The sequence below is a fragment of the Streptomyces sp. NPDC030798 genome, from assembly GCF_055572275.1.
Genome location: NZ_JBVIDR010000025.1, coordinates 1 through 18,898, shown reverse-complemented (window position 1 = coordinate 18,898; position 18,898 = coordinate 1). Strand labels below are relative to the sequence as shown.

At 73.9% G+C, this 18,898-nt stretch carries 16 protein-coding genes and 1 rRNA gene; 5 read left to right on the top strand and 12 right to left on the bottom strand.

Features of this window, described 5'->3' with window-relative positions; all coding sequences use genetic code 11:
* Positions 1 to 216 precede the first annotated feature (216 nt).
* From ACZ404_RS35895 to ACZ404_RS35885, 3 genes are all read left to right on the top strand, one after another.
* On the top strand, positions 217 to 2,019 hold the full coding sequence (locus ACZ404_RS35895; RefSeq protein ID WP_468447413.1) for a glycoside hydrolase family 15 protein: 1,803 nt from the start codon (positions 217 to 219) through the stop codon (positions 2,017 to 2,019).
* A 338-nt stretch (positions 2,020 to 2,357) separates the two neighbouring features.
* Positions 2,358 to 3,740, top strand: a complete 1,383-nt coding sequence (locus ACZ404_RS35890; RefSeq protein ID WP_468447411.1) for an FAD-binding protein — start codon at positions 2,358 to 2,360, stop codon at positions 3,738 to 3,740.
* A 126-nt stretch (positions 3,741 to 3,866) separates the two neighbouring features.
* The gene (locus ACZ404_RS35885; RefSeq protein WP_468447409.1) at positions 3,867 to 5,510 is read left to right on the top strand and encodes a PucR family transcriptional regulator; all 1,644 of its coding nucleotides are present in this window, start codon (positions 3,867 to 3,869) and stop codon (positions 5,508 to 5,510) included.
* Between the two features lie 39 nt (positions 5,511 to 5,549).
* Here ACZ404_RS35885 and ACZ404_RS35880 read toward each other — a convergent pair whose 3' ends face one another.
* From ACZ404_RS35880 to ACZ404_RS35860, 5 genes are all read right to left on the bottom strand, one after another.
* Positions 5,550 to 6,686 carry a glycosyltransferase family 4 protein gene (locus tag ACZ404_RS35880; RefSeq protein WP_468447407.1) on the bottom strand — a complete coding sequence of 379 codons (1,137 nt, stop codon included), beginning with the start codon at positions 6,684 to 6,686 and terminating at the stop codon, positions 5,550 to 5,552.
* A gap of 475 nt (positions 6,687 to 7,161) precedes the next feature.
* Complete coding sequence (recN, locus tag ACZ404_RS35875) at positions 7,162 to 8,904, bottom strand: DNA repair protein RecN (protein ID WP_468447405.1); 1,743 nt, start codon at positions 8,902 to 8,904, stop codon at positions 7,162 to 7,164.
* A gap of 39 nt (positions 8,905 to 8,943) precedes the next feature.
* The gene (locus ACZ404_RS35870; protein ID WP_468447403.1) at positions 8,944 to 9,861 is read right to left on the bottom strand and encodes an NAD kinase; all 918 of its coding nucleotides are present in this window, start codon (positions 9,859 to 9,861) and stop codon (positions 8,944 to 8,946) included.
* Positions 9,858 to 10,673 (bottom strand): TlyA family RNA methyltransferase, encoded by an 816-nt coding sequence (locus ACZ404_RS35865; protein ID WP_468447401.1) that lies wholly within the window; start codon positions 10,671 to 10,673, stop codon positions 9,858 to 9,860. Before ACZ404_RS35865 ends, ACZ404_RS35870 begins: the two co-directional genes overlap by 4 nt.
* Before the next feature lie 7 nt (positions 10,674 to 10,680).
* Complete coding sequence (locus tag ACZ404_RS35860) at positions 10,681 to 10,989, bottom strand: hypothetical protein (protein WP_468447399.1); 309 nt, start codon at positions 10,987 to 10,989, stop codon at positions 10,681 to 10,683.
* Positions 10,990 to 11,031: 42 nt separating this feature from the next.
* On the opposite strand from ACZ404_RS35860, the gene ACZ404_RS35855 reads away from it, so the two are divergent.
* Positions 11,032 to 11,379, top strand: coding sequence for a sterol-binding protein (locus ACZ404_RS35855; protein ID WP_468447397.1), 348 nt, complete (start codon positions 11,032 to 11,034; stop codon positions 11,377 to 11,379).
* Here the strand turns inward: ACZ404_RS35855 and ACZ404_RS35850 are convergent.
* From ACZ404_RS35850 to ACZ404_RS35835, 4 genes are all read right to left on the bottom strand, one after another.
* Positions 11,363 to 12,166, bottom strand: a complete 804-nt coding sequence (locus ACZ404_RS35850; RefSeq protein WP_468447395.1) for an ABC transporter ATP-binding protein — start codon at positions 12,164 to 12,166, stop codon at positions 11,363 to 11,365. The genes ACZ404_RS35855 and ACZ404_RS35850 overlap by 17 nt on opposite strands.
* A 35-nt stretch (positions 12,167 to 12,201) precedes the next feature.
* On the bottom strand, positions 12,202 to 13,248 hold the full coding sequence (locus ACZ404_RS35845; protein ID WP_468447393.1) for a FecCD family ABC transporter permease: 1,047 nt from the start codon (positions 13,246 to 13,248) through the stop codon (positions 12,202 to 12,204).
* Complete coding sequence (locus ACZ404_RS35840) at positions 13,245 to 14,288, bottom strand: FecCD family ABC transporter permease (protein WP_468447391.1); 1,044 nt, start codon at positions 14,286 to 14,288, stop codon at positions 13,245 to 13,247. Before ACZ404_RS35840 ends, ACZ404_RS35845 begins: the two co-directional genes overlap by 4 nt.
* A gap of 70 nt (positions 14,289 to 14,358) precedes the next feature.
* Positions 14,359 to 15,387, bottom strand: a complete 1,029-nt coding sequence (locus ACZ404_RS35835; protein WP_468447389.1) for an HAD hydrolase-like protein — start codon at positions 15,385 to 15,387, stop codon at positions 14,359 to 14,361.
* A gap of 73 nt (positions 15,388 to 15,460) precedes the next feature.
* Here ACZ404_RS35835 and ACZ404_RS35830 point away from each other — a divergent pair, with 73 nt between their 5' ends.
* Positions 15,461 to 16,744, top strand: a complete 1,284-nt coding sequence (locus ACZ404_RS35830; RefSeq protein WP_468447387.1) for a DUF1015 domain-containing protein — start codon at positions 15,461 to 15,463, stop codon at positions 16,742 to 16,744.
* 56 nt (positions 16,745 to 16,800) lie between these two features.
* On the opposite strand, the gene ACZ404_RS35825 is transcribed toward ACZ404_RS35830, so the two are convergent.
* The 3 genes from ACZ404_RS35825 to rrf form a co-directional block, all read right to left on the bottom strand.
* Positions 16,801 to 17,634 carry a tetratricopeptide repeat protein gene (locus tag ACZ404_RS35825; RefSeq protein WP_468447487.1) on the bottom strand — a complete coding sequence of 278 codons (834 nt, stop codon included), beginning with the start codon at positions 17,632 to 17,634 and terminating at the stop codon, positions 16,801 to 16,803.
* Positions 17,526 to 18,635, bottom strand: a complete 1,110-nt coding sequence (locus ACZ404_RS35820) for a hypothetical protein (RefSeq protein WP_468447485.1) — start codon at positions 18,633 to 18,635, stop codon at positions 17,526 to 17,528. Before ACZ404_RS35820 ends, ACZ404_RS35825 begins: the two co-directional genes overlap by 109 nt.
* A gap of 158 nt (positions 18,636 to 18,793) precedes the next feature.
* Positions 18,794 to 18,898 (bottom strand): 5S ribosomal RNA (rrf, locus tag ACZ404_RS35815); the annotation flags it as partial.

The following is an 18,898-nucleotide window of genomic DNA, read 5'->3' as shown; positions in this document are numbered from 1 at the left end:
GCTGCCGAGCCCGGCCGGAAACGACGGCACACCCCCGCCACCATCACCCGGAACAACGAGAGCGCGGCAGTTCGTTGAGCAAAGACTGTCGTTTTGCCTCAGGGCTCGGCGGGCTGCTTTGCTTCACCGCTCAACGACGCACAACAACGACCCCTTGACCGCACTAGCGACAGCCCCCTGCGCGGGGGTGACGTGGCCGTTCGACTGGAGTTGCACGTGGCCGGGCGCATCGAAGACTACGCACTCATCGGAGACATGCAGACCGCTGCCCTGGTCTGCCGGGACGGCACGGTGGACTGGCTGTGCCTGCCCCGCTTCGACTCGCATGCCATCTTCGCCGGCCTGCTGGGCACCGAGGAGCACGGCTTCTGGCGGCTCGGCCCGGCCCACGCCGCCGACTCCCAGCCGCCCACCGCGGCCCGGCGCAGCTACCGCGGCGACTCGCTGATCCTGGAGTCGGAGTGGGACACCCCGCGCGGCACGGTCCGCGTGACCGATTTCATGCCCCCGCGCGACGGCGCCCCGCAGCTGATCCGGATCGTGGAAGGCGTCACCGGCCGGGTCCCGATGCGTTCGGCCCTCCGGATGCGCTTCTCCTACGGCCGGGTGGTGCCCTGGGTGCACAAGCACGAGGGCCGCACGGTGGCGGTCGCGGGGCCCGACTCGGTGTGGTTCGACACCGAGGCGGAGACCTACGGCAAGTCGCTGACGACCTACGCGGACTTCACGGTCGCCCCGGGTGACCGGATTGCGTTCACCATCTCGTGGGAGCCGTCGCACAAGGAACCGCCGGCCCTGCCCGAGCCGGAGCAGTCGCTGGTGGCGACGGAGGACTTCTGGCGCGAGTGGGTGGAGCACTGTACGTACCACGGTCCGTACCGCGAGGCGGTGGTCCGCTCGCTGATCACCCTGAAGGCCCTGACGTACGCCCCGACCGGCGGCATCGTCGCCGCGCCGACGACGTCCCTGCCCGAGGACATCGGCGGCGTCCGCAACTGGGACTACCGCTACACGTGGCTGCGGGACGCGGCGATCACCCTGTCCTCGCTGCTGCGCACCGGCTACCGCGAGGAAGCCCGTGCCTGGCGCGAGTGGCTGCTGCGCGCGGTGGCCGGCGACCCGGAGAACCTGCAGATCATGTACGGCCTCGCGGGCGAGCGCGAGCTGGGCGAGGCCGAGCTGGACTGGCTGCCGGGCTACGAGAACTCCGCCCCGGTCCGGGTCGGCAACGGTGCGGCGCACCAGCTCCAGCTGGACGTGTACGGCGAGGTCACCGAGGCCCTGCACCTGGCCCACATGACGGGCCTGGCGCGGCACGACTACGCGTCGCTGCTCCAGCTGAAGCTGATCCGCTACCTGGAGGACCACTGGCAGGAGCCGGACGAGGGCATCTGGGAGGTGCGCGGCCCGCGCCGGCACTTCGTGCACTCCAAGGTGATGGCCTGGGTGGCGGTGGACCGCACGATCAAGCTGATCGAGTCCGGGGACGCGGACGGTCCGCTGGAGCGCTGGAAGGAGTTGCGCGACGACATCCACCGGGACGTGTGCGAGAAGGGCTACGACAAGGAGCGCAACACCTTCACCCAGTCCTACGGCTCGCAGGAGCTGGACGCGTCGCTGCTGCTGATTCCGCAGATGGGCTTCCTGCCGCCGGACGACAAGCGGGTGATCGGCACCATCGAGGCGATCCAGCGCGAGCTGTCCACCCCGGACGGGTTCATCCTGCGCTACCCGACGGAGGGCGAGGACGAGGGCGTGGACGGCCTGCCCGGTGACGAGGGGGCCTTCCTGGCGTGCTCGTTCTGGATGGCGGACGACCTGGCGATGATCGGCCGGGTGGACGAGGCCCGCAAGCTGTTCGAGAAGCTCCTCGCGCTGCGCAACGACCTCGGCCTGCTCGCCGAGGAGTGGGACCCGCGCCTGCAGCGCCAGGTGGGCAACTTCCCGCAGGCCTTCAGCCACGTGCCGCTGATCGACACCGCCCTGCGTCTGACGGCGTCGGGCGCCTACGGCGGCTGACGGCCACTCCCCCGCCGGCCGCGCCGGCGGAGCCGTCCCGGGCCGCCTGCCGGCGCTCGCACCACCGCATGAGAAGCCGTGCGGGCGCCACCGGTGCCGGGCGCTCGGTGCCGCCCACGGCGGCCCGTTGGTCGCCGGTGCCCCACTCGGACCGTGCCCTCCCCGAGCGGGGACCCGGCGAGCCCGGCCACCACGACGGCGTTCAGCAGATCGGCTCGCGGGGCGGTCGGAGCACGCCACCCGGGCCGCCTCGACCCCTCGCAGGGAGGACGCGCCGCGCCGCGGGTCCCGTACCTAGGCTGGAACCGGACAACTGCCCCTTTCCGGAAGGGGACGCCATGGCTTCCCTCTCGAAGGCGGGCGCGGCCCTCTCCGCGCTCCGCGACGATCTGGTCGGCGACGTGTTCGCCCCGGAGGACCCGGGCTACGACGAGGCCCGCACCGTCTTCAACGCCATGATCGACCGGCGCCCGGCGGTGATCGCCCAGTGCGCGGACGCGGCCGACGTGGTCCGTGCCGTGCGCTTCGGGCGGGAGCTGGATCTGCCGATCGCGGTCCGGGGCGGCGGGCACAGCGTCGCCGGGACGGCCCTGGGCGACAACGCGCTCGTGGTGGACCTGCGCCGGATGCACCGGGTGACGGTGGACCCGGCCGGCGAGGCGGTCCGGGTGGAGGGCGGCGCCACGATGAGCCACCTGGACCGGGCCACCCAGCCCCACGGCCTCGCCACCACCGGCGGCCGGGCCTCGACCACCGGTGTCGGCGGCTTCGTGCTGGGCGGTGGCACCGGCTGGCTGGACCGCACGTTCGGCCTGGCCGTGGACAACCTCATCGGCGTGGAGCTGGTGACCGCCGACGCCGAGCAGGTGCACGCCAACGCCGACGAGAACCCCGAGCTGTTCTGGGCCCTGCACGGCGGCGGCGGCAACTTCGGCGTCGCCACCGCGCTGACCCTGTGCCTGCACGAGATGCCGGAGTTCTCCATCGCCTTCCTGCTCTACCTTCCGCAGTACGGCCCCGACGTGGTGCGCACCTTCCGCGAGGTCCTGAGCTCCGCGCCCGACGAGCTGAGCGGCGCAGTGCTGTATCTGACCGGGCCGCCCGAGGAGTTCGTCCCCGAGCACATGGTGGGCACGCTGGTGTGCGCGGCGCTGCTGACGTACGCGGGCGGCGAGGAGGACATGCGCAAGCTGGCGGAGCCGCTGCTGGCGCTGCCGCACGAGGTGGAGCTGGCCGGCGACATGCCGTACGTCGATGTGCAGTGCATGCTCGACGACCCGCCCGGGCTGCGCAACTACTGGTCGGCGGAGTATCTGACCGGGCTGCCGGACAAGCTGGTGGACGTCTTCTGCGCCCGCGCGGAGAGCATGCCGGTGCCGACGAACACCCAGCACCTGCTGTTCCCGCAGGGCGGGGCCATCGCCGCCGGCCCGCAGGACTGGCCGGTGCCGTACCGGGACGCCGCCTGGGCGGCGCACCCGTTCGCCATCTGGGAGGACCCGGCCGACGACGAACGGGCCGTCGCCTGGGTGCGGGACGTGCGCGCCGGCGTCCGGCCGTGGAGCACGGGTGCCGTCTACCTCAACTTCATCGGCGACGAGGGCCCCGAGCGGGTCCGGGCAGGCCTGGGCGCGGGGAACACCCTGCGCCTGGAGAAGGTGAAGCGCCGCTACGACCCCGACAACGTCTTCCGCTTCAACCACAACATCCGGCCGGTCTAGGGGCCTTTCGTTCGGATCAGGCCGGATCAGGGAGCGGTGCCAGGGCCCGCGAGCCCGGCATGATCCGGACGAGAGGCCCTGGCCCGGGGATGTCGTCGGGGCGTTCTCGCAGGTAGCGTCCGCTGCATGGACAGCGGTACGGAGAGCGGGATCGCCACCGAGGGCGCCGGGATCACGGTCCGGCGGGCGCTGGAGCTGCCGGGGCTGCGCAGCGGGCTCCCGGAGATCCTGGCGGGCGCCGACCGGCTGGGGCGCACCGTGCGCTGGGTGCACGCGGGCGAGGTGCCGAACATCGCCTCGCTGCTCAAGGGCGGCGAGCTGCTGCTGACCACGGGCTACGGCGTCGGCACCCGCCCCGCCGAACAGCGGGCGTTCGTGCGCACGCTGGCGGAGCGGGGCATCGCCGCCCTCGTCGTGGAGCTGGGCCCGCGCTTCACGCGGCTGCCGGCGGCGCTGGTGGACACGGCCCGGGCGGCCGGTCTGCCGCTGGTCCAGCTGCACCGTGAGGTGCCGTTCGTGACCGTGACCGAGGAGATCCACACCGAGATCGTCAACGGGCACTACGCGCTGCTCCAGCGCGCGGAGGAGGTGCACCGGCGGTGCACCGAGGCACTGCTCGGCGGGGGCGGGGTGCCGCAGGTGCTGGGCATCCTGGCGGACTTCAGCGGCAACCCGGTGTTCCTGGAGACGACGGACGGCCGGCTGCTGTACGCCGCCGGGGCCGGGCCCGAGGGCGCGGATCCGCTGCAGGTGTGGGAGGGGCTGCGCGGCCCGCAGAAGGACGCGCCGCCGCCGGCCGGTTCGGTGCTGGTGGACGTGCCCGGCGGCGGGCCCGGGGCGGGCTCGGTACGCGCCCGCCTGGTACTGCTGCCGGTCCGCTCCCCGCTGGCTCCGGTGCACCGGATGGCCGCCGAGCGGGCCGCGGGCATCCTGGCGGTGGTGCTGATGCAGGCCCGGCAGGAGGAGGAGCTGGCCGCACGCGGGCGGGGCGACTTCCTCACCGACCTCGCCGAGGGCCGCATCACCCCGGAGGACGCTCCCGCGCAGGCCCGCGTGCTCGGCTTCAAGCCCGGCGCCGGCCCGCTGCTGCCGGTGGTGATGCGGATCGGCGACTCCCTCTCGCCCGGCGGTGGCTGGGCGGTGCTGGCGCGCGCGGTCTCCGAGGAGCTGGCCTCGGTGGGGGTTCCGGTGCTGCTGGGTGTGCGGCCGGTGGAGGGCCGGGTGCTGGTGCTGCTCGGGCTGCGCTCGGAGTCGGAGCGGCCGGCGGTCGCGGACCGGGTCGCGGCGGCGCTGCGGGCGGGCGTGGAACGGGCCGGGATGCTGCGGCCGGGGTCTTTGCCGCCGGTCGTGGTGGTCGGGGTGGCCGGCGGCTGGGCGGCCGCGTCGGCGGGGCTCCGGCACGCGGCGGAGACGGCGGCGGCGGCACAGGGGCTGACCGACCGTCCCTGGTACGACGCCCGCCGCCTCGACATCGACCTGCTGCTGTGGCGACTGCGGGACCACCCGGACCTGGCGGCGTTCGTGGACCGTGCCATCGGTCCGCTGCGGGACCACGACCACCGGTCCAGGCCGCCGCTGCTGCCGACCCTGGAGACCTATCTGGCCCACGCCGGGCGCAAGGCGGAGACCGCCCGCGAACTGCACCTCAACCGCCAGACCCTGTACAACCGCCTCGCCCGCATCGGCGAACTCCTCGGCACCGACCTCGACGACCCCCAAACGGTCCTGGCCCTGAGTCTGGCGCTCCGAGCCCGCCGCCACGTCCCCTGACAGCCCACGGGGCTGCTGGGCAGGCCTCTGCGCGCGGACCTAGGGCAGTGGTCTCGGTTGGGTCAGTTCGTCGTAGATGCTGAGCACTTGCGCCACCGTCTCGTCCTCCGTCGGCCAGGTGGCCGCCTGGAGGCTGCCGCGGTCGCGGAGCGCCTCGCGGCGGGAGGGGTTGGCGAGGAGCTGGACGACGGCGTCGGCGAGGGCCTCGGGGTCGTCGGGCGGGACGAGTTCGGCGGCGTCGCCGACGAGGTCCGGGATGCCGCCGACGCACGTCGCGACGAGGGGCACGCGCGCGTGGAGCGCCTCCTGGGCGAGGACGGAGCGCGACTCCCACCGGCTGGGCAGCAGCGCCAGATCCGCGGCCGCCAGGAGCTCGGCCACGTCCTCGCGCCGCCCGACGAGCCGTACGGGCAGCTCCTCGTCCTCGATCCGCCGCTGCAGCTCCGGCCTGAGCGGCCCCTCCCCCGCCACGACCACCAGCGGCACGGGGTCGAGGTCCCGCCACCGCGCCGCCGCGTCCAGCAGGACGTCGTAACCGCGCTGCCGGTCCAGCGAGCCGACGGCGATGAGCAACGGACGCCCGATGGCACCGAGTTCCGCGCGCGTCTTGGGCCGCAGCCGGTCGGGGTCGTCGTCGCGGTCGACGGGCCGGCGCCGCCCGGGCAGCGGCACGGCGGCGAGCCGGGCGTCCCGCGCACCCGTCCGCCGCGCCCGGTCCACCAGGTCGGAGGTGGTGCCGAGGACCACGGCGGCCGTCCTGACCACGCGCCGCTCCAGCAGCCGCAGCAGATGCGCCCGCGCGCCCTCCGCCTCGGCCCGGTTGTGCCAGGTGACCACCAGCGGGGTGCGCCGCCCGCTGAGCGCGAGCACGGCCCGGAAGGAGGCGTGCAGTCCGTGCGCGTGGACCAGGTCGGCGTCCGTGCAGGCCGCCCGGAGTGCGGCCACGGAGCCCGGGTCGCTGCTGCGCGGCACGTGCACATGGTCGGCGCCGACCCCGGTGAAGTCGTAGGCGCGGTCGGCGTCGACGGGGGCGCACACCGTGACCCGCACGCCCCGGGCGACAAGCCCCTCCGCCAGCGAGCGGACGTGCGCGCTGCTGCCGGCGTTGCCTCCGCCCAGCACCTGCACGGTGCGCAGCGGCGACTGACCGGGCGGTGCGTTGCTGCTCGGGCTCACGGGGCCGGGGCTCCTGGTTCGGCGCGGGGCGGTCACGAGGAAACGTACAGAAAGTAGCGGGCGGAGGAGGGCGGAAGGACGTACCGCGCGCCTCCGGGGCGGACCGCGCCCGCCCCGCGTTCCCTGCCAAGCATGCCAGGGCATACGGCCGTTCCGGGAAATCGGGGGAGGGCGCACAGCGCGGCGGGACGGAGCAATGCGCCGGAGCACGTCACCCACACGGGTGAGGACAGCGCCGACCCGGACGAACGGGCGCCCAGCCCGTATCCCGAGGTCAGCCCGTCACAGCGAGCGCCCCCGGGCGCTCGCACCGTCCCCGTACACCGCGGCCGCCACCACGCCGGCGGCGTGCGCCGGCAACCCCGCGCGCCGGTGGCACGCGACCACAGCGACACCGGGCGCCGCCCTCAGGGCGTGTGCGCGGCGGTGAGCAGGAACGAGCGGGACCCTGGAGTGCGGGGTCATGGTCCCGGCGTCACAGATCCGCGCGGGCCGTCGCCAGCAACTCCTCCGCGTGGGCCCGGGCCGTCTCCGAGTCCTCCTGGCCCGCCAGCATCCGGGACAGCTCCCGGACGCGCTCCTCGCCCTCCAGGACCTTCACGCCGGAGCGGGTGACCGAGCCGTCGTTGGTCTTCTCGACCAGCAGCTGCCGGTCGGCGAAGGCGGCGACCTGCGGCAGGTGCGTGACGACGACGACCTGCGCGGTCCTGGCCAGCTTCGCCAGGCGCCGCCCGATCTCGACCGCGGCCTTGCCGCCGACACCGGCGTCCACCTCGTCGAAGAGGTACGTCGGCACCGGGTCGGTCCCCGCGAACACCACCTCCACGGCCAGCATCACGCGCGACAGCTCACCGCCGGAGGCGCCCTTGGCGATGGGCCGCGGCGGGGCGCCCGGGTGCGGCGCGAGCAGCAGTTCGACCTCGTCCACGCCCGCGGGGCCGTACCCGACCGTGCGCCCGCCGACCTCGACGCCCTCCGGGTCCTCGGTCTGCCGGATGTCGAAGGACACGCGCGCGTGGGGCATCGCCAGCGAGGCCAGCTCGGCGGTCACGGCGGCCGCGAACCGCTCGGCGGCCTCGGTCCGCGCGTCCGTCAGGGCCTGCGCCAACCCGCCCAGTTCGGTCCGCAGCGCGTCCCGCTCGGCGGTCAGCTCCTCGATCCGCTCGTCGTCGCCGTCGAGTTCGGTGAGCCGCGCGGCACTCGCCTCCGCCCAGGCCAGGACGGCGTTGACGTCATGACCGTACTTGCGGGTGAGGCTCGTGAGCGCGGCCCGGCGCTCCTCCACCGCGGCCAGCCGCAGCGGATCGGCGTCCAGGTCGTCGGCGTACCCCGCCAGCTCCCCGGCGACGTCACCGAGCAGGATCCCGATCTCTCCGATCCGGTCGGCGAGCGAGGCCAGCGCCGGATCGTGCGACCGCACGGCCTCCAGCGCCCGGTGGGCGCCCGCGACGAGGGTGGAGGCGTCGATCCCCTCGGGGTCCTCCGGATTGCCCGCGAGAGCGGCGTGTGCGGCCGTCGCGGCGGACGACAGCGCCTCGGCGTGCCCCAGCCGCTCCGCCTCCTCCGCCAGCTCCGCGTCCTCCCCGGCCCGGGGCTCGACGGCGGCGATCTCCTCGAGCCCGTAGCGCAGCATGTCGGCTTCCTGGGCCCGCTCACGCGCGCGCGTGACGATCTCCTCCAGCTCGGTGGAGACGGCCCGCAGCCGCCGGTAGGCCTCGGTGTACTTGGCGAGCGGCACGGCGACCGCGTCCCCGGCGTACCGGTCGAGCGCCTGCCGCTGCCGGGACAGCTTGAGCAGCCCCTGCTGGTCGGTCTGCCCGTGCACGGCCACCAGGTCGTCGGCCAGCTCGGCGAGCAGCCCCACGGGCACGCTGCGCCCGCCCAGGTGCGCCCGGGAGCGCCCCTCGGCGGAAACGGTACGGCTGATCAGCAGGGCACCGTCGTCCAGCTCGGCCCCGGCCTCCTCGGCGCGTACGACGGCGGTGGCGTCCGCGGGTACGGCGATCCGCCCCTCCACGACCGCCTTGTCGGCCCCGATCCGCACGAGCGCCGGGTCCGCCCGCCCGCCGAGCAGCAGCCCGAGGCTGGTGACCACCATGGTCTTGCCCGCACCCGTCTCACCGGTGACGGCGGTGAACCCCGGCGACAGCTCGACGACGGCATCGTCGATGACCCCGAGCGACCGTATCCGCATCTCCTCCAACACGGAGAAGACCATACGAGGTCCGGGCCGGGGAGTGCACACGGCCCGCCATTGTCACTCCGCCGAGTGGTGCGGCGCCCCCCGCCACCCGGTGGTCGGCAACGCGAACTTCGCCACCAGCCGATCCGTGAACGACGAGTGATGCAGCCGGGCCAACCGCACCGGCACCGCCCCCCGCCGCACCTCCACCCGCGCCCCCGGCGGCAACTCGACCGTCCGCCGCCCGTCGCACCACAGCACGCCCGGCGGGATGTGCGGCAGAACCTCCACGGCAAGCACCGAATCCGGCGACGTGACCAGCGGCTTCGCGAACAGCGCGTGCGCGCTGATCGGCACCATCAGCAGCGCCTCCACCTCGGGCCACACCACGGGCCCGCCGGCGGAGAACGCATAGGCGGTGGACCCCGTGGGCGTCGACAGGACCACACCGTCGCACCCGAACCCGGTCACCGGCCGCCCGTCGATCTCCAGCACGACTTCCAGCAGCTTCTCGGCGCCCGCCTTCTGCACGGCCGCCTCGTTCAGCGCCCAGTCCGTGTGCACGATGTCCCCGTTGCGGTGCACGACGACATCGACGGTCATCCGCTCCTCGACCTCGTACGACCGCGCCACCACCCGGTCGACCACCCGGTCGAGGTCGTCCCGCTCGGCCTCCGCGAGGAACCCGACCCGCCCGAGGTTGACGCCGAGCATCGGCACCCCGGAGGCACGCGCGAACTCGGCGCCGCGCAGCAGCGTGCCGTCACCGCCGAGGACGATCAGCAGCTCGCACCCGTCGAGGCACTGCGCGGTCGCCTCCTTGACCAGCTCCACCTCGTCCGGGAGCGGCAGGTCGCGCGCCTCCTCCTCCAGCACCCGCACGCCGATGCCGTGCCGCAGCAGGCCCTTGACGACGAGTTCCGCGCTGCGGATCGCCGCCGGCCGCCCGGTGTGCGCCAGCAGGAAAACAGTACGCGCCAGGTTCTGTGTCAACGCGGCCCCTCCGCCACTGCACGGTCGACGTCGGCCGGGTCCACCTGGGGTGCCCCCGACCGCAGCCAGAGAAAGTACTCGACGTTCCCGGACGGCCCGGGCAGCGGACTCGCGGTGACCCCCTGCACCCCGAGCCCCAGCTCCCAGGCCTTCTCGGCCACTCCCCGCACGGCCTCCGCCCGCAGCTGCGGACTCCGTACGACACCCCCGCTGCCGAGCCTTTCCTTCCCCACCTCGAACTGCGGCTTGACCATCATCACCAGGTCGGCGTCCGGCTTCACGCACCGCTGCAGGGCGGGCAGCACCAGCCCGAGCGGGATGAAGGACAGATCACCCACGACTAGATCCACAGGTTCCCCATCGATCGCCTCAAGCGTCAACTCGCGTACGTTCGTACGGTCCTTGACGGTGACGCGTTCATCATTCTGCAGAGACCACGCGAGTTGGCCGTATCCCACGTCCACCGCGACGACGTGCGCGGCGCCCGCGCGCAGCAGGACGTCGGTGAAGCCGCCGGTGGACGCGCCGGCGTCCAGTGCGCGCCGGCCCTCGACCACGAGGCCCTGAGGGACGAACACCGTCAGCGCGCCGGCGAGCTTGTGGCCGCCGCGGGAGACGTAGTCGGGATCGCTCGCGTCGGCGGCGACCACGATCGCCGCGGCGGTCTCGACCTGCGTGGCCGGCTTGGTCGCGACGGTCTTGCCGACGGTGACCCGCCGGGCGGCGATGAGCTGGCCGGCGTGCTCGCGCGAGCGCGCGAGCTTCCGGCGGACCAGCTCCGCGTCCAGACGGCGGCGTGCGACTCCTGCCACGTTCGGTTCAGCTCCTGCTCTGGTGGTACGGCGGTGAAGGCGCCTTCGGGTACGAAGGTGAGGGCGCCGGAGGTCCCGGGCGGGCGTCGAGCGCGGTGAGCGCGTCGCGCAGCCCCCGGTGCACATCCTCGTACACCTCCAGATGCCCGTCGGTGGCGAGGTGGTCGGCGTCGCCCAGCCGCTCCAGCTGCGCGTCGACCTCGGCGTCGCCGGTGGCGGTGCGGGGGACGCCGAGGGGGGCCGGGGCGGCGGGGTCGTACTCGGGTTCGGCCTCCGCCACGGCTGCGTCGGGGGCCTCGGACACGGACTCGCTCATGCCCCGACGCTACCGCGAACGGCTGGGGTACCGTCGGTGGCGATGGCCACGATCGAGGAGTGCCGCGCCGCACTGGGGAAGCTTTCGGACAACATGCAGGGGGCCGAGGGCGAGGTCCGTGCGGCCGCCGCCCTGGACCGCTCGGTGAGCTGCCACATCACCGACCTCGACGTCACCTTCGTGGGCCGGATGACCGGCGGCCGCATCGTGGTCGACACGACCCACCCCGGGCCGCCGCGCGAGCGGGCCCAGCTCCGGCTCGCGATGGCCGGGGACGATCTGGTGGCGCTGGTGGGCGGCGAGCTGAACTTCGCGACGGCCTGGGGCCGGGGCCGGGTGCGGCTGGAGGCGAGCCTGCTGGACCTGTTCCGGCTCAGGAAGCTGCTGTGAGCCGTGCCTTCCGGGACGCCGGCACCACCAGCGGGGTCCCGGTCTCGGGGTCGTCGATGACCTGGCAGCGCAGCCCGAAGACCTCTTCGACCAGCTCGGCCGTGACGATGTCGTTCGGGGCGCCCTCGGCGACCACCGTGCCGCCGCGCAGGGCGACGAGGTGGGTGGCGTAGCGGGCGGCGTGGTTGAGGTCGTGCAGGACGGCCACCAGGGTGCGGCCCTGGATCTCGTGCAGCTCGGCGCACAGGTCGAGGACGTCGATCTGGTGCTGGATGTCCAGGTACGTCGTCGGCTCGTCCAGGAGCAGCAGCGGGGTCTGCTGGGCGAGTGCCATGGCGATCCACACGCGCTGGCGCTGCCCGCCGGACAGCTCGTCGACGTAGCGGTCGGCCAGCTCGGCGACCCCGGTCTGCCGCATCGCCTCCTGGACCACCCGCTCGTCCTCGGCGGACCACTGGCGCAGCAGTCCCTGGTGCGGGTAGCGGCCGCGGCCGACGAGGTCGGCGACCGTGATGCCGTCGGGGGCGACGGACGACTGGGGCAGCAGCCCGAGGGTGCGGGCGACCTTCTTGGCGGGCATCGACTGGATCGCCTGCCCGTCCAGCAGCACCCGCCCCTGGCTGGGCCGGAGCATCCGCGACAGCGCCCGCAGCAGCGTCGACTTGCCGCACGCGTTGGGGCCGACGATCACCGTGAAGGAGTGGTCGGGGATCTCCACCGACAGCTGCTCGGCGATGACGCGCTGGTCGTAGGCGAGGGTGACGTTCTCGGCGGACAGGCGGTTCATGGTGCTCCTGGGAGGAGGGACGGGGTGCGCGGCGCTCATATCCGGCCCGCTCTGCGCTCGGTGACCAGCAGCCACAGCAGATAGCCGCCGCCGAGGACGCCGGTGACCACGCCCACGGGCAGCTGGTCGGCGCCGAAGGCGCGCTGCGAGGCCCAGTCGGCGGCGACGAGCAGGGCGGCGCCCATGCAGAGGGAGGGCACCAGGTTGGGGCCGGGTGAGCGGGTCAGGCGCCGGGCGAGCTGGGGCGCGGTGAGGGCGACGAAGCCGACGGGTCCGGCGGCGGCGGTCGCGGCGGCGGTGAGCAGGACGGCGCAGACCATCAGCACCAGCCGTACCCGCTGCACGCGCACCCCGAGGGCACCGGCGACGTCGTCGCCCATCTCCATCATCCGCAGGCCCCGCGCGTGGAGGAGGACCAGCGGGACGAGGACGGCGCACAGCCACAGCAGCGGCCACACCTGCGTCCAGTCCCGGCCGTTGAGAGACCCGGTCATCCACACCACCGCCCGGGCCGCGTCGACCAGGTCGGCCTTGGTGAGCAGATAGCCGTTGACCGCGGTGACGACGGCCGAGACGCCGATGCCGACCAGCACCAGCCGGTAGCCGTGCACGCCCTGCTTCCAGGCGAGCAGGTGGATGGCGAGCCCGGTCACCAGGCCGCCGGCCAGCGCGCCCGCGGTGACCTGGGCTGCGTTGCCGGACAGCAGCACGATCACGACCAGCGCGCCCGCCGTGGAGCCCTGGGACAGTCCGAGGACGTCCGGGCTGCCGAGCGGGTTGCGCGAGACCGCTTGGAACAGCGCGCCGCCCAAACCGAGACAGGCGCCGACCAGCAGGCCGACCAGGACGCGCGGCAGGCGCAGTTCGGTGACGATGAAGTCCTGGTACGCGGTGCCGTTGCCGGCCAGGGCCCGCAGGACGTCGGCGGCCGGGATCCGGGCGTCGCCGGTGCCGATCAGCGCCACGCCCGCCGCGAGCGCCGCGGCCAGGAGCAGGACGACGACGGTCAGAGCGCGGACGTCCAGGCGCAGCGACAGCCCGCCGGGGGTGCGCACGGCACGGCTCCTGCGTCGGGTCTTCACAGCTGGGCCGTCCTTCGCCGTCGTACGAGCAGGATGAAGACCGGACCGCCGAGGATCGCGGTGACGATGCCCACCTGGAGCTCCGCCGGGCGGACGACGATCCGGCCGATGACGTCGGCGCCGAGCAGCAGCACGGGCGACAGGATCGTGGCGTACGGCAGGATCCAGCGCAGGTCGGGGCCGGTGAAGGAGCGCACGGCGTGCGGAATCATGAGGCCGACGAACACGATCGGACCGCAGGCGGCGGTCGCGGCACCGCTCAGCACGGTCGCGGCCAGCATGGCGAGCGCGCGGGTGCGGTTGAGGTGGGCGCCCAGGGCCCGGGCGGTGTCGTCGCCCATCGCCACGGCGTTCAGCGGCCGGGCGAGGCCGAGCGCGAGGAGGGTGCCGGCGGCGAGGAACGGCAGCACCTGGGTGATGGTGGAGTCGGTCGCGGAGGCCAGCGAACCGACCGTCCAGAAGCGCATCTTGCCCAGCGCCGCGTCGTCCATGATCATCACAGCCTGGAGATAGCCGTAGAGCGCGGCGCTGATCGCCGTACCGGCGAGCGCGAGCCGTACCGGGGTGGCGCCCCGGCTGCCGCCGAGGAACCACACCAGCGCGCCGACCGCCGCCGCACCGCCGAAGGCGAACCACACATAGCCGGTGAGGCTGGTGACGCCGCAGTAGGTGACGGCGGTGACGACGGCGGCGGAGGCACCGGCGTTGATGCCGAGCAGCCCCGGATCGGCCAGCGGGTTGCGGGTGAGCGCCTGCAGCACCGCACCGGCCAGCCCGAGGGCGGCACCGGCCAGCAGGCCGAGGACGGTCCGGGAGAGCCGCTCGTCGACGACCACGTCGCCGTACGTCCCCGTGTCGTGGAACAGGCCGTGCCAGACCTGGTCCGGCGACAGCCCTTTCGCCCCGACCGCGATGCTCGCCAGAGCGACGAGCACCAGGACCGCGACGCAGAGCAGGAGCCCAAGGGCCCTTGCCGCCCGACGGGTTGGGGGCGCGGGGGCGGTCTCCGCGCGCTGTTCCGGAGGACTGTCGACCAACACGAGGTTAGGTTAGCCTACCCTCGCCTGCGACTTCGATCCCGCCGAGGACGACCCCCGCTGCGACCGGCGGTCACAGGCCCAGCCGGGCCAGCGCCTTGCCTCCGTCCAGCGCGCAGGAACCGTCACCGGCCGCCGTCCAGGCCGCCGCGCACAGGGCTCGCAGGCCGTCCAGGCTCTCGCCGTCTCCCTCCAGCTCCAGCCGGTCCGCCCCGGCCCTCGCCGTCCACCCCGCGCACCGGAATCCCTCACCCTCCCGGGTGATCTCCGGCTGGCCCGTCAGCAACCCGCGCAGATCGGCGTCCACGAACGTCGGCCGGTGCTGCGGCGGCGCGGCCAGCAGCCGGGGGCCGTCCGTCACCCCGGTCAGCACCAGCAGCGAGTCCACCCCGCCGTTGAACGCCCCCTCGATGTCCGTGTCCAGCCGGTCCCCGACCACCAACGGCCGCTTCGCGCCCGTACGCAGGATCGTCTCCCGGTGCATCGGCGGCAGCGGCTTGCCCGCCACCTGCGGATCGGCCCCGGTCGCGATCCGGACGACCTCCACGGCCGCGCCGTTGCCCGGCGCGATGCCCCGGCCGCTGGGGATCGTCAGGTCGGTGTTGGAAGCGAACCACGGCACCCCGCGCGCGACGGCGTAAGCGGCCTCCGCGAAACGCCCCCACGGCAGCTCGAGCCCGCCGTACCCCTGCACCACCGCCGCCGGGTCGTCGTCCGCCGACTCCACCGGCGTCAGACCCCGCTCCCGCAGCGCCACCCGGAGCCCCTCACCGCCGATCACCAGCACCCGCGCCCCGGCCGGCACCTGCTCGCTGATCAGCCGCGCCACCGCCTGCGCCGAGGTGATGACCTCGTCCGCCCCCGTCGGTATCCCCAGCTCCGTCAGGTGCCCGGCCACCGCGTCCGGCGTGCGCAGCGCGTTGTTGGTGACGTAGGCCAGCCGCATCCCGCCGTCGCGCGCCGCCGCCAGCGACTCGACCGCGTGGACGATCGCATGACCGCCCGCGTACACCACCCCGTCCAGGTCGAGCAGCGCCGTGTCGTACGCCTCGCTCAGGGGCCGCCCACTGCCCTCGGGCCTCGTCCTGACGCCCTGGCTCATTCCACATCGCTCCTCGTTCGACCGTGTTTCCCCCGATCATCCCCCACGCCACTGACACACGTACGATGCCGGGATGAACACTGCAGGTCCCTCGGAAGCAACGGCGCGCCGAGGCCTCGAACTCACCCCGTTCCGAGGCCTGCGCTACGACCCCGACCGGGTCGGCAGCCTGGCCTCCGTCACCTCCCCGCCGTACGACGTCGTGGTACGCCCCGACGGGGTGCACCACCTCCAGTCGGCGGACCCGCACAACATCGTCCGGCTGATCCTTCCTCAGGCCGGCACGCCGAGCGCCCGCACCGAACAGGCGGCCGACACCCTGCGCCGCTGGCTCGCCGAGGGCATCCTGACCGCCGATCCCGACCCCGCCCTGTACGTGTACGAGCAGCGCGACGGAAACGGCATGATCCAGCGCGGCGTCATCGGCGCCCTGGAGGTCTCCGATCCGTCCGACGGCGTGGTGCTGCCGCACGAGGACGTCATGCCCCCGGTCGTCGCCGACCGCGCGGCCCTGATGCGTGCCACGCGCGCGAACCTCGAACCGCTGCTGCTGACCTACCACGGCAACGGCACGGCGGCCGAGGTCGTCGAGCGCACGGCCCGGCGTGCCCCGCTGCTGGACACCACCACCGAGGACGGCTTCCACCACCGCCTGTGGTCGGTCACCGACCCCGCCGACCTGGCCCGCATCCGGTCCGACCTGGCCCACCAGCAGGCCCTCATCGCCGACGGCCACCACCGCTGGGCCACCTACCGGCAGCTGCGCGCGGAGAACCCCTCCCCCAGCCCCTGGGACCACGGCCTGGTCCTGCTCGTGGACACCGCCCGGTACCCGCTGCGCGTGCGCGCCATCCACCGTCTGCTGCACGGCCTGCCGGTCTCGGACGCCCTCGCGGCCGTCGAGGGCCTGTTCCGGGTGCGGCACCTCGAGACGCGCCTGTCCGAGGCGCTGGAGACGCTCGCGGACGCGGCCTGCGCCGGCAACGCCTTCCTGCTGGCCGGCGACGGCGCCTTTCACCTCATCGACCGCCCGGACCCCGGCCTCCTGGCCCGCACGGTCCCGGCGGACCGCCCGGCCGCCTGGCGCTCCCTGGACGCGACCGTCCTGCACTCCACTCTCCTCGAGCACGTGTGGCACATCCCCGAGGACTCCCCGGCCCACATCGCCTACATACACGACACGGCCGCCACGGTGGCGAAGGCCGAACGGGACGGCGGTACGGCTGTCCTGATGCACCCGGTCCGCGAGGATGTGGTCCGCGACCTGGCCCGCCAGGGCGTGACCATGCCCCGCAAGTCGACGTCGTTCGGCCCGAAGCCGGCGTCGGGACTGGTGCTCCGGGCGCTGGAGCTCTGAGCCAGTACGCGAAAGGGCGGGCCCTGGTGGGGCCCGCCCTTTCGTTGCGTGGGACGTCAGTCCTGGTCGTGGTCGTCCTCGGTGGAGGCGTCCTCAGTGAGGGCGGGCTCCGTGCGGGCGCCCTTGACGACGTCGGTCTCGGCCTCGGCCTCGGCCTCGGTGACCGTCTCGGTCACCGTCTCCGTCTCGGTCTCCGGTTCGCTCTCGCTCTCGTCGAGAGCGTCGACGAACTCCACTCCGTCCAGCTCGGCAAGCCGGTCGGAGGCGTCCGTGCTGCCGTCCCGGTCGGCCTCGACCGCCTTCGCGAACCACTCCCGCGCCTCCTTCTCCCGGCCGACGGCCAGGAGGGCGTCGGCGTAGGCGTACCGCAGGCGCGCGGTCCACGGCTGGACCGAGTTGGAGGCCAGCTCGGGGCTCTGCAGGGTCACGATGGCCGCGTCCAGCTGCCCCATGTCCCGCCGGGCACCGGCCGCGACGAGCCGCATCTCGACCTGTCCGGCCTTGTCCAGCTTGTGCACCTCGGGGGCGCCGGCCATGTCCAGCGCCTTCTCCGGCCGGCCGAGGCCGCGCTCGCAGTCGGCCATGACGGGCCACAGCTCGGCGCTGCCGGTCATCCGCCGCGCGGCCCGGAACTCCGCGAGGGCCTCGCCGTACTTCTGGCTGGCGTAGGCGGCGAACCCGGCGGCCTCGCGGACGGCGGCCACGCGGGACGCCAGGCGCAGGGCCACCCGGGAGTAGCCGTACGCGCCCTCGGGGTCCTCGTCGATGAGGCGCGCGACCATCACCAGGTTCTTGGCGACGTCTTCCGCGAGCGTCTTGGGCAGGCTCTGCAGCTCCTGCCGGACGTCCTTGTCGATCTCCTCGCCGGTGACGTCCTCGGGGATCGGCAGCCGCTTGATCGGCTCGCGGTCCCTGTCCCGGAAGCGGTCGTCCCGGGAGCGGTCGTCGCGGAACCGGCCACCGCCACCGCGCCGTTCGTCACGCCCGTCGCGTCCATCGCGCCCGTCGCGCCCGTCGCGACCCCGGAAGCCACCGGGTCGCCCGCCGCGGTCGTCCCGACGGGGGCCGCGGCTGCTGCCCCGGTCGTCCCGGCCGCGGAAACCGCCACGGTCCCGGTTGTCGTCCCGGCGGCCGTATCCGCCACGGTCGTCGCGGCGGTCGTAACCGCCACGGTCGTCGCTCCGGCGGTCGTCGCGCCTGTCGTCCCGGCGATCGTCCCGTCGGTCGTCGCGCCGGTCGTCCCGTCGGCCATGGCCACCGCGGTGGTCGTCGCGCCGGCCGTAGCCACCTCGGTCGTCGTCGCGGCGGAAGGAGGGGCGGTCGTCGCGACGGAAGCCGCGGTCGCCGCCACGGTCATCCCGGCGGTCGTCGCGACGGGGCCCGCGGTCGCGATCGTCACGCTGGAAGGACGAACGAGGCCCTCGGTCGCCCTCGCGACGATCGTCCCGGCGGCCGTAACCGCCACGGTCTCCACGGTCCCGATCCCCGTAGCCGCCGCGCCTGTCGTCACGACGGTCGTCCCGGCGGTCGTCCCTGCGGTCGTCGCGACGGAACCCGCCGCGGTCGCCCCGCTCGCTGCGGTCACCACGGACACGGTCGTCACGACGGTCGTTGTCGCGCCGGCCATAGCCACCACGGTTGTCATCGCGGCGGAACGAGGGGCGGTCGCCGCCGCGGTCGTCCCGGCGGAAGCCACGGTCCCCACGGTCGTCACGGTCGTCCCGGCGGCCGTAACCGCCCCGCCTGTCGTCACGCCTGTCGTCACGACGGTCGTCGCGACGGTCGTCGCGGCGATCGTCCCTGCGGTCGTCGCGACGGAACCCGCCGCGGTCGCCCCGCTCACCACGGTCACGGTCGTCTCGGCGGTTGTACTCGCGACGGAAGCCGCCACGGTCACCACTGTCCCGTCGCCGCTGGTCGCGCTCCGGTCGATCGTCGGGAGAGTTGGTGGACATGGTGACTCCTGTCTTAGGTACCGCAAGCATTGTAAAAACGAAAGGACCCCTGGTCCCAGCGCTGAACGCTGGGACCAGGGGTCCTCCAAAGATTGTTCGGCGGCGTCCTACTCTCCCACAGGGTCCCCCCTGCAGTACCATCGGCGCTGTGAGGCTTAGCTTCCGGGTTCGGAATGTAACCGGGCGTTTCCCTCACGCT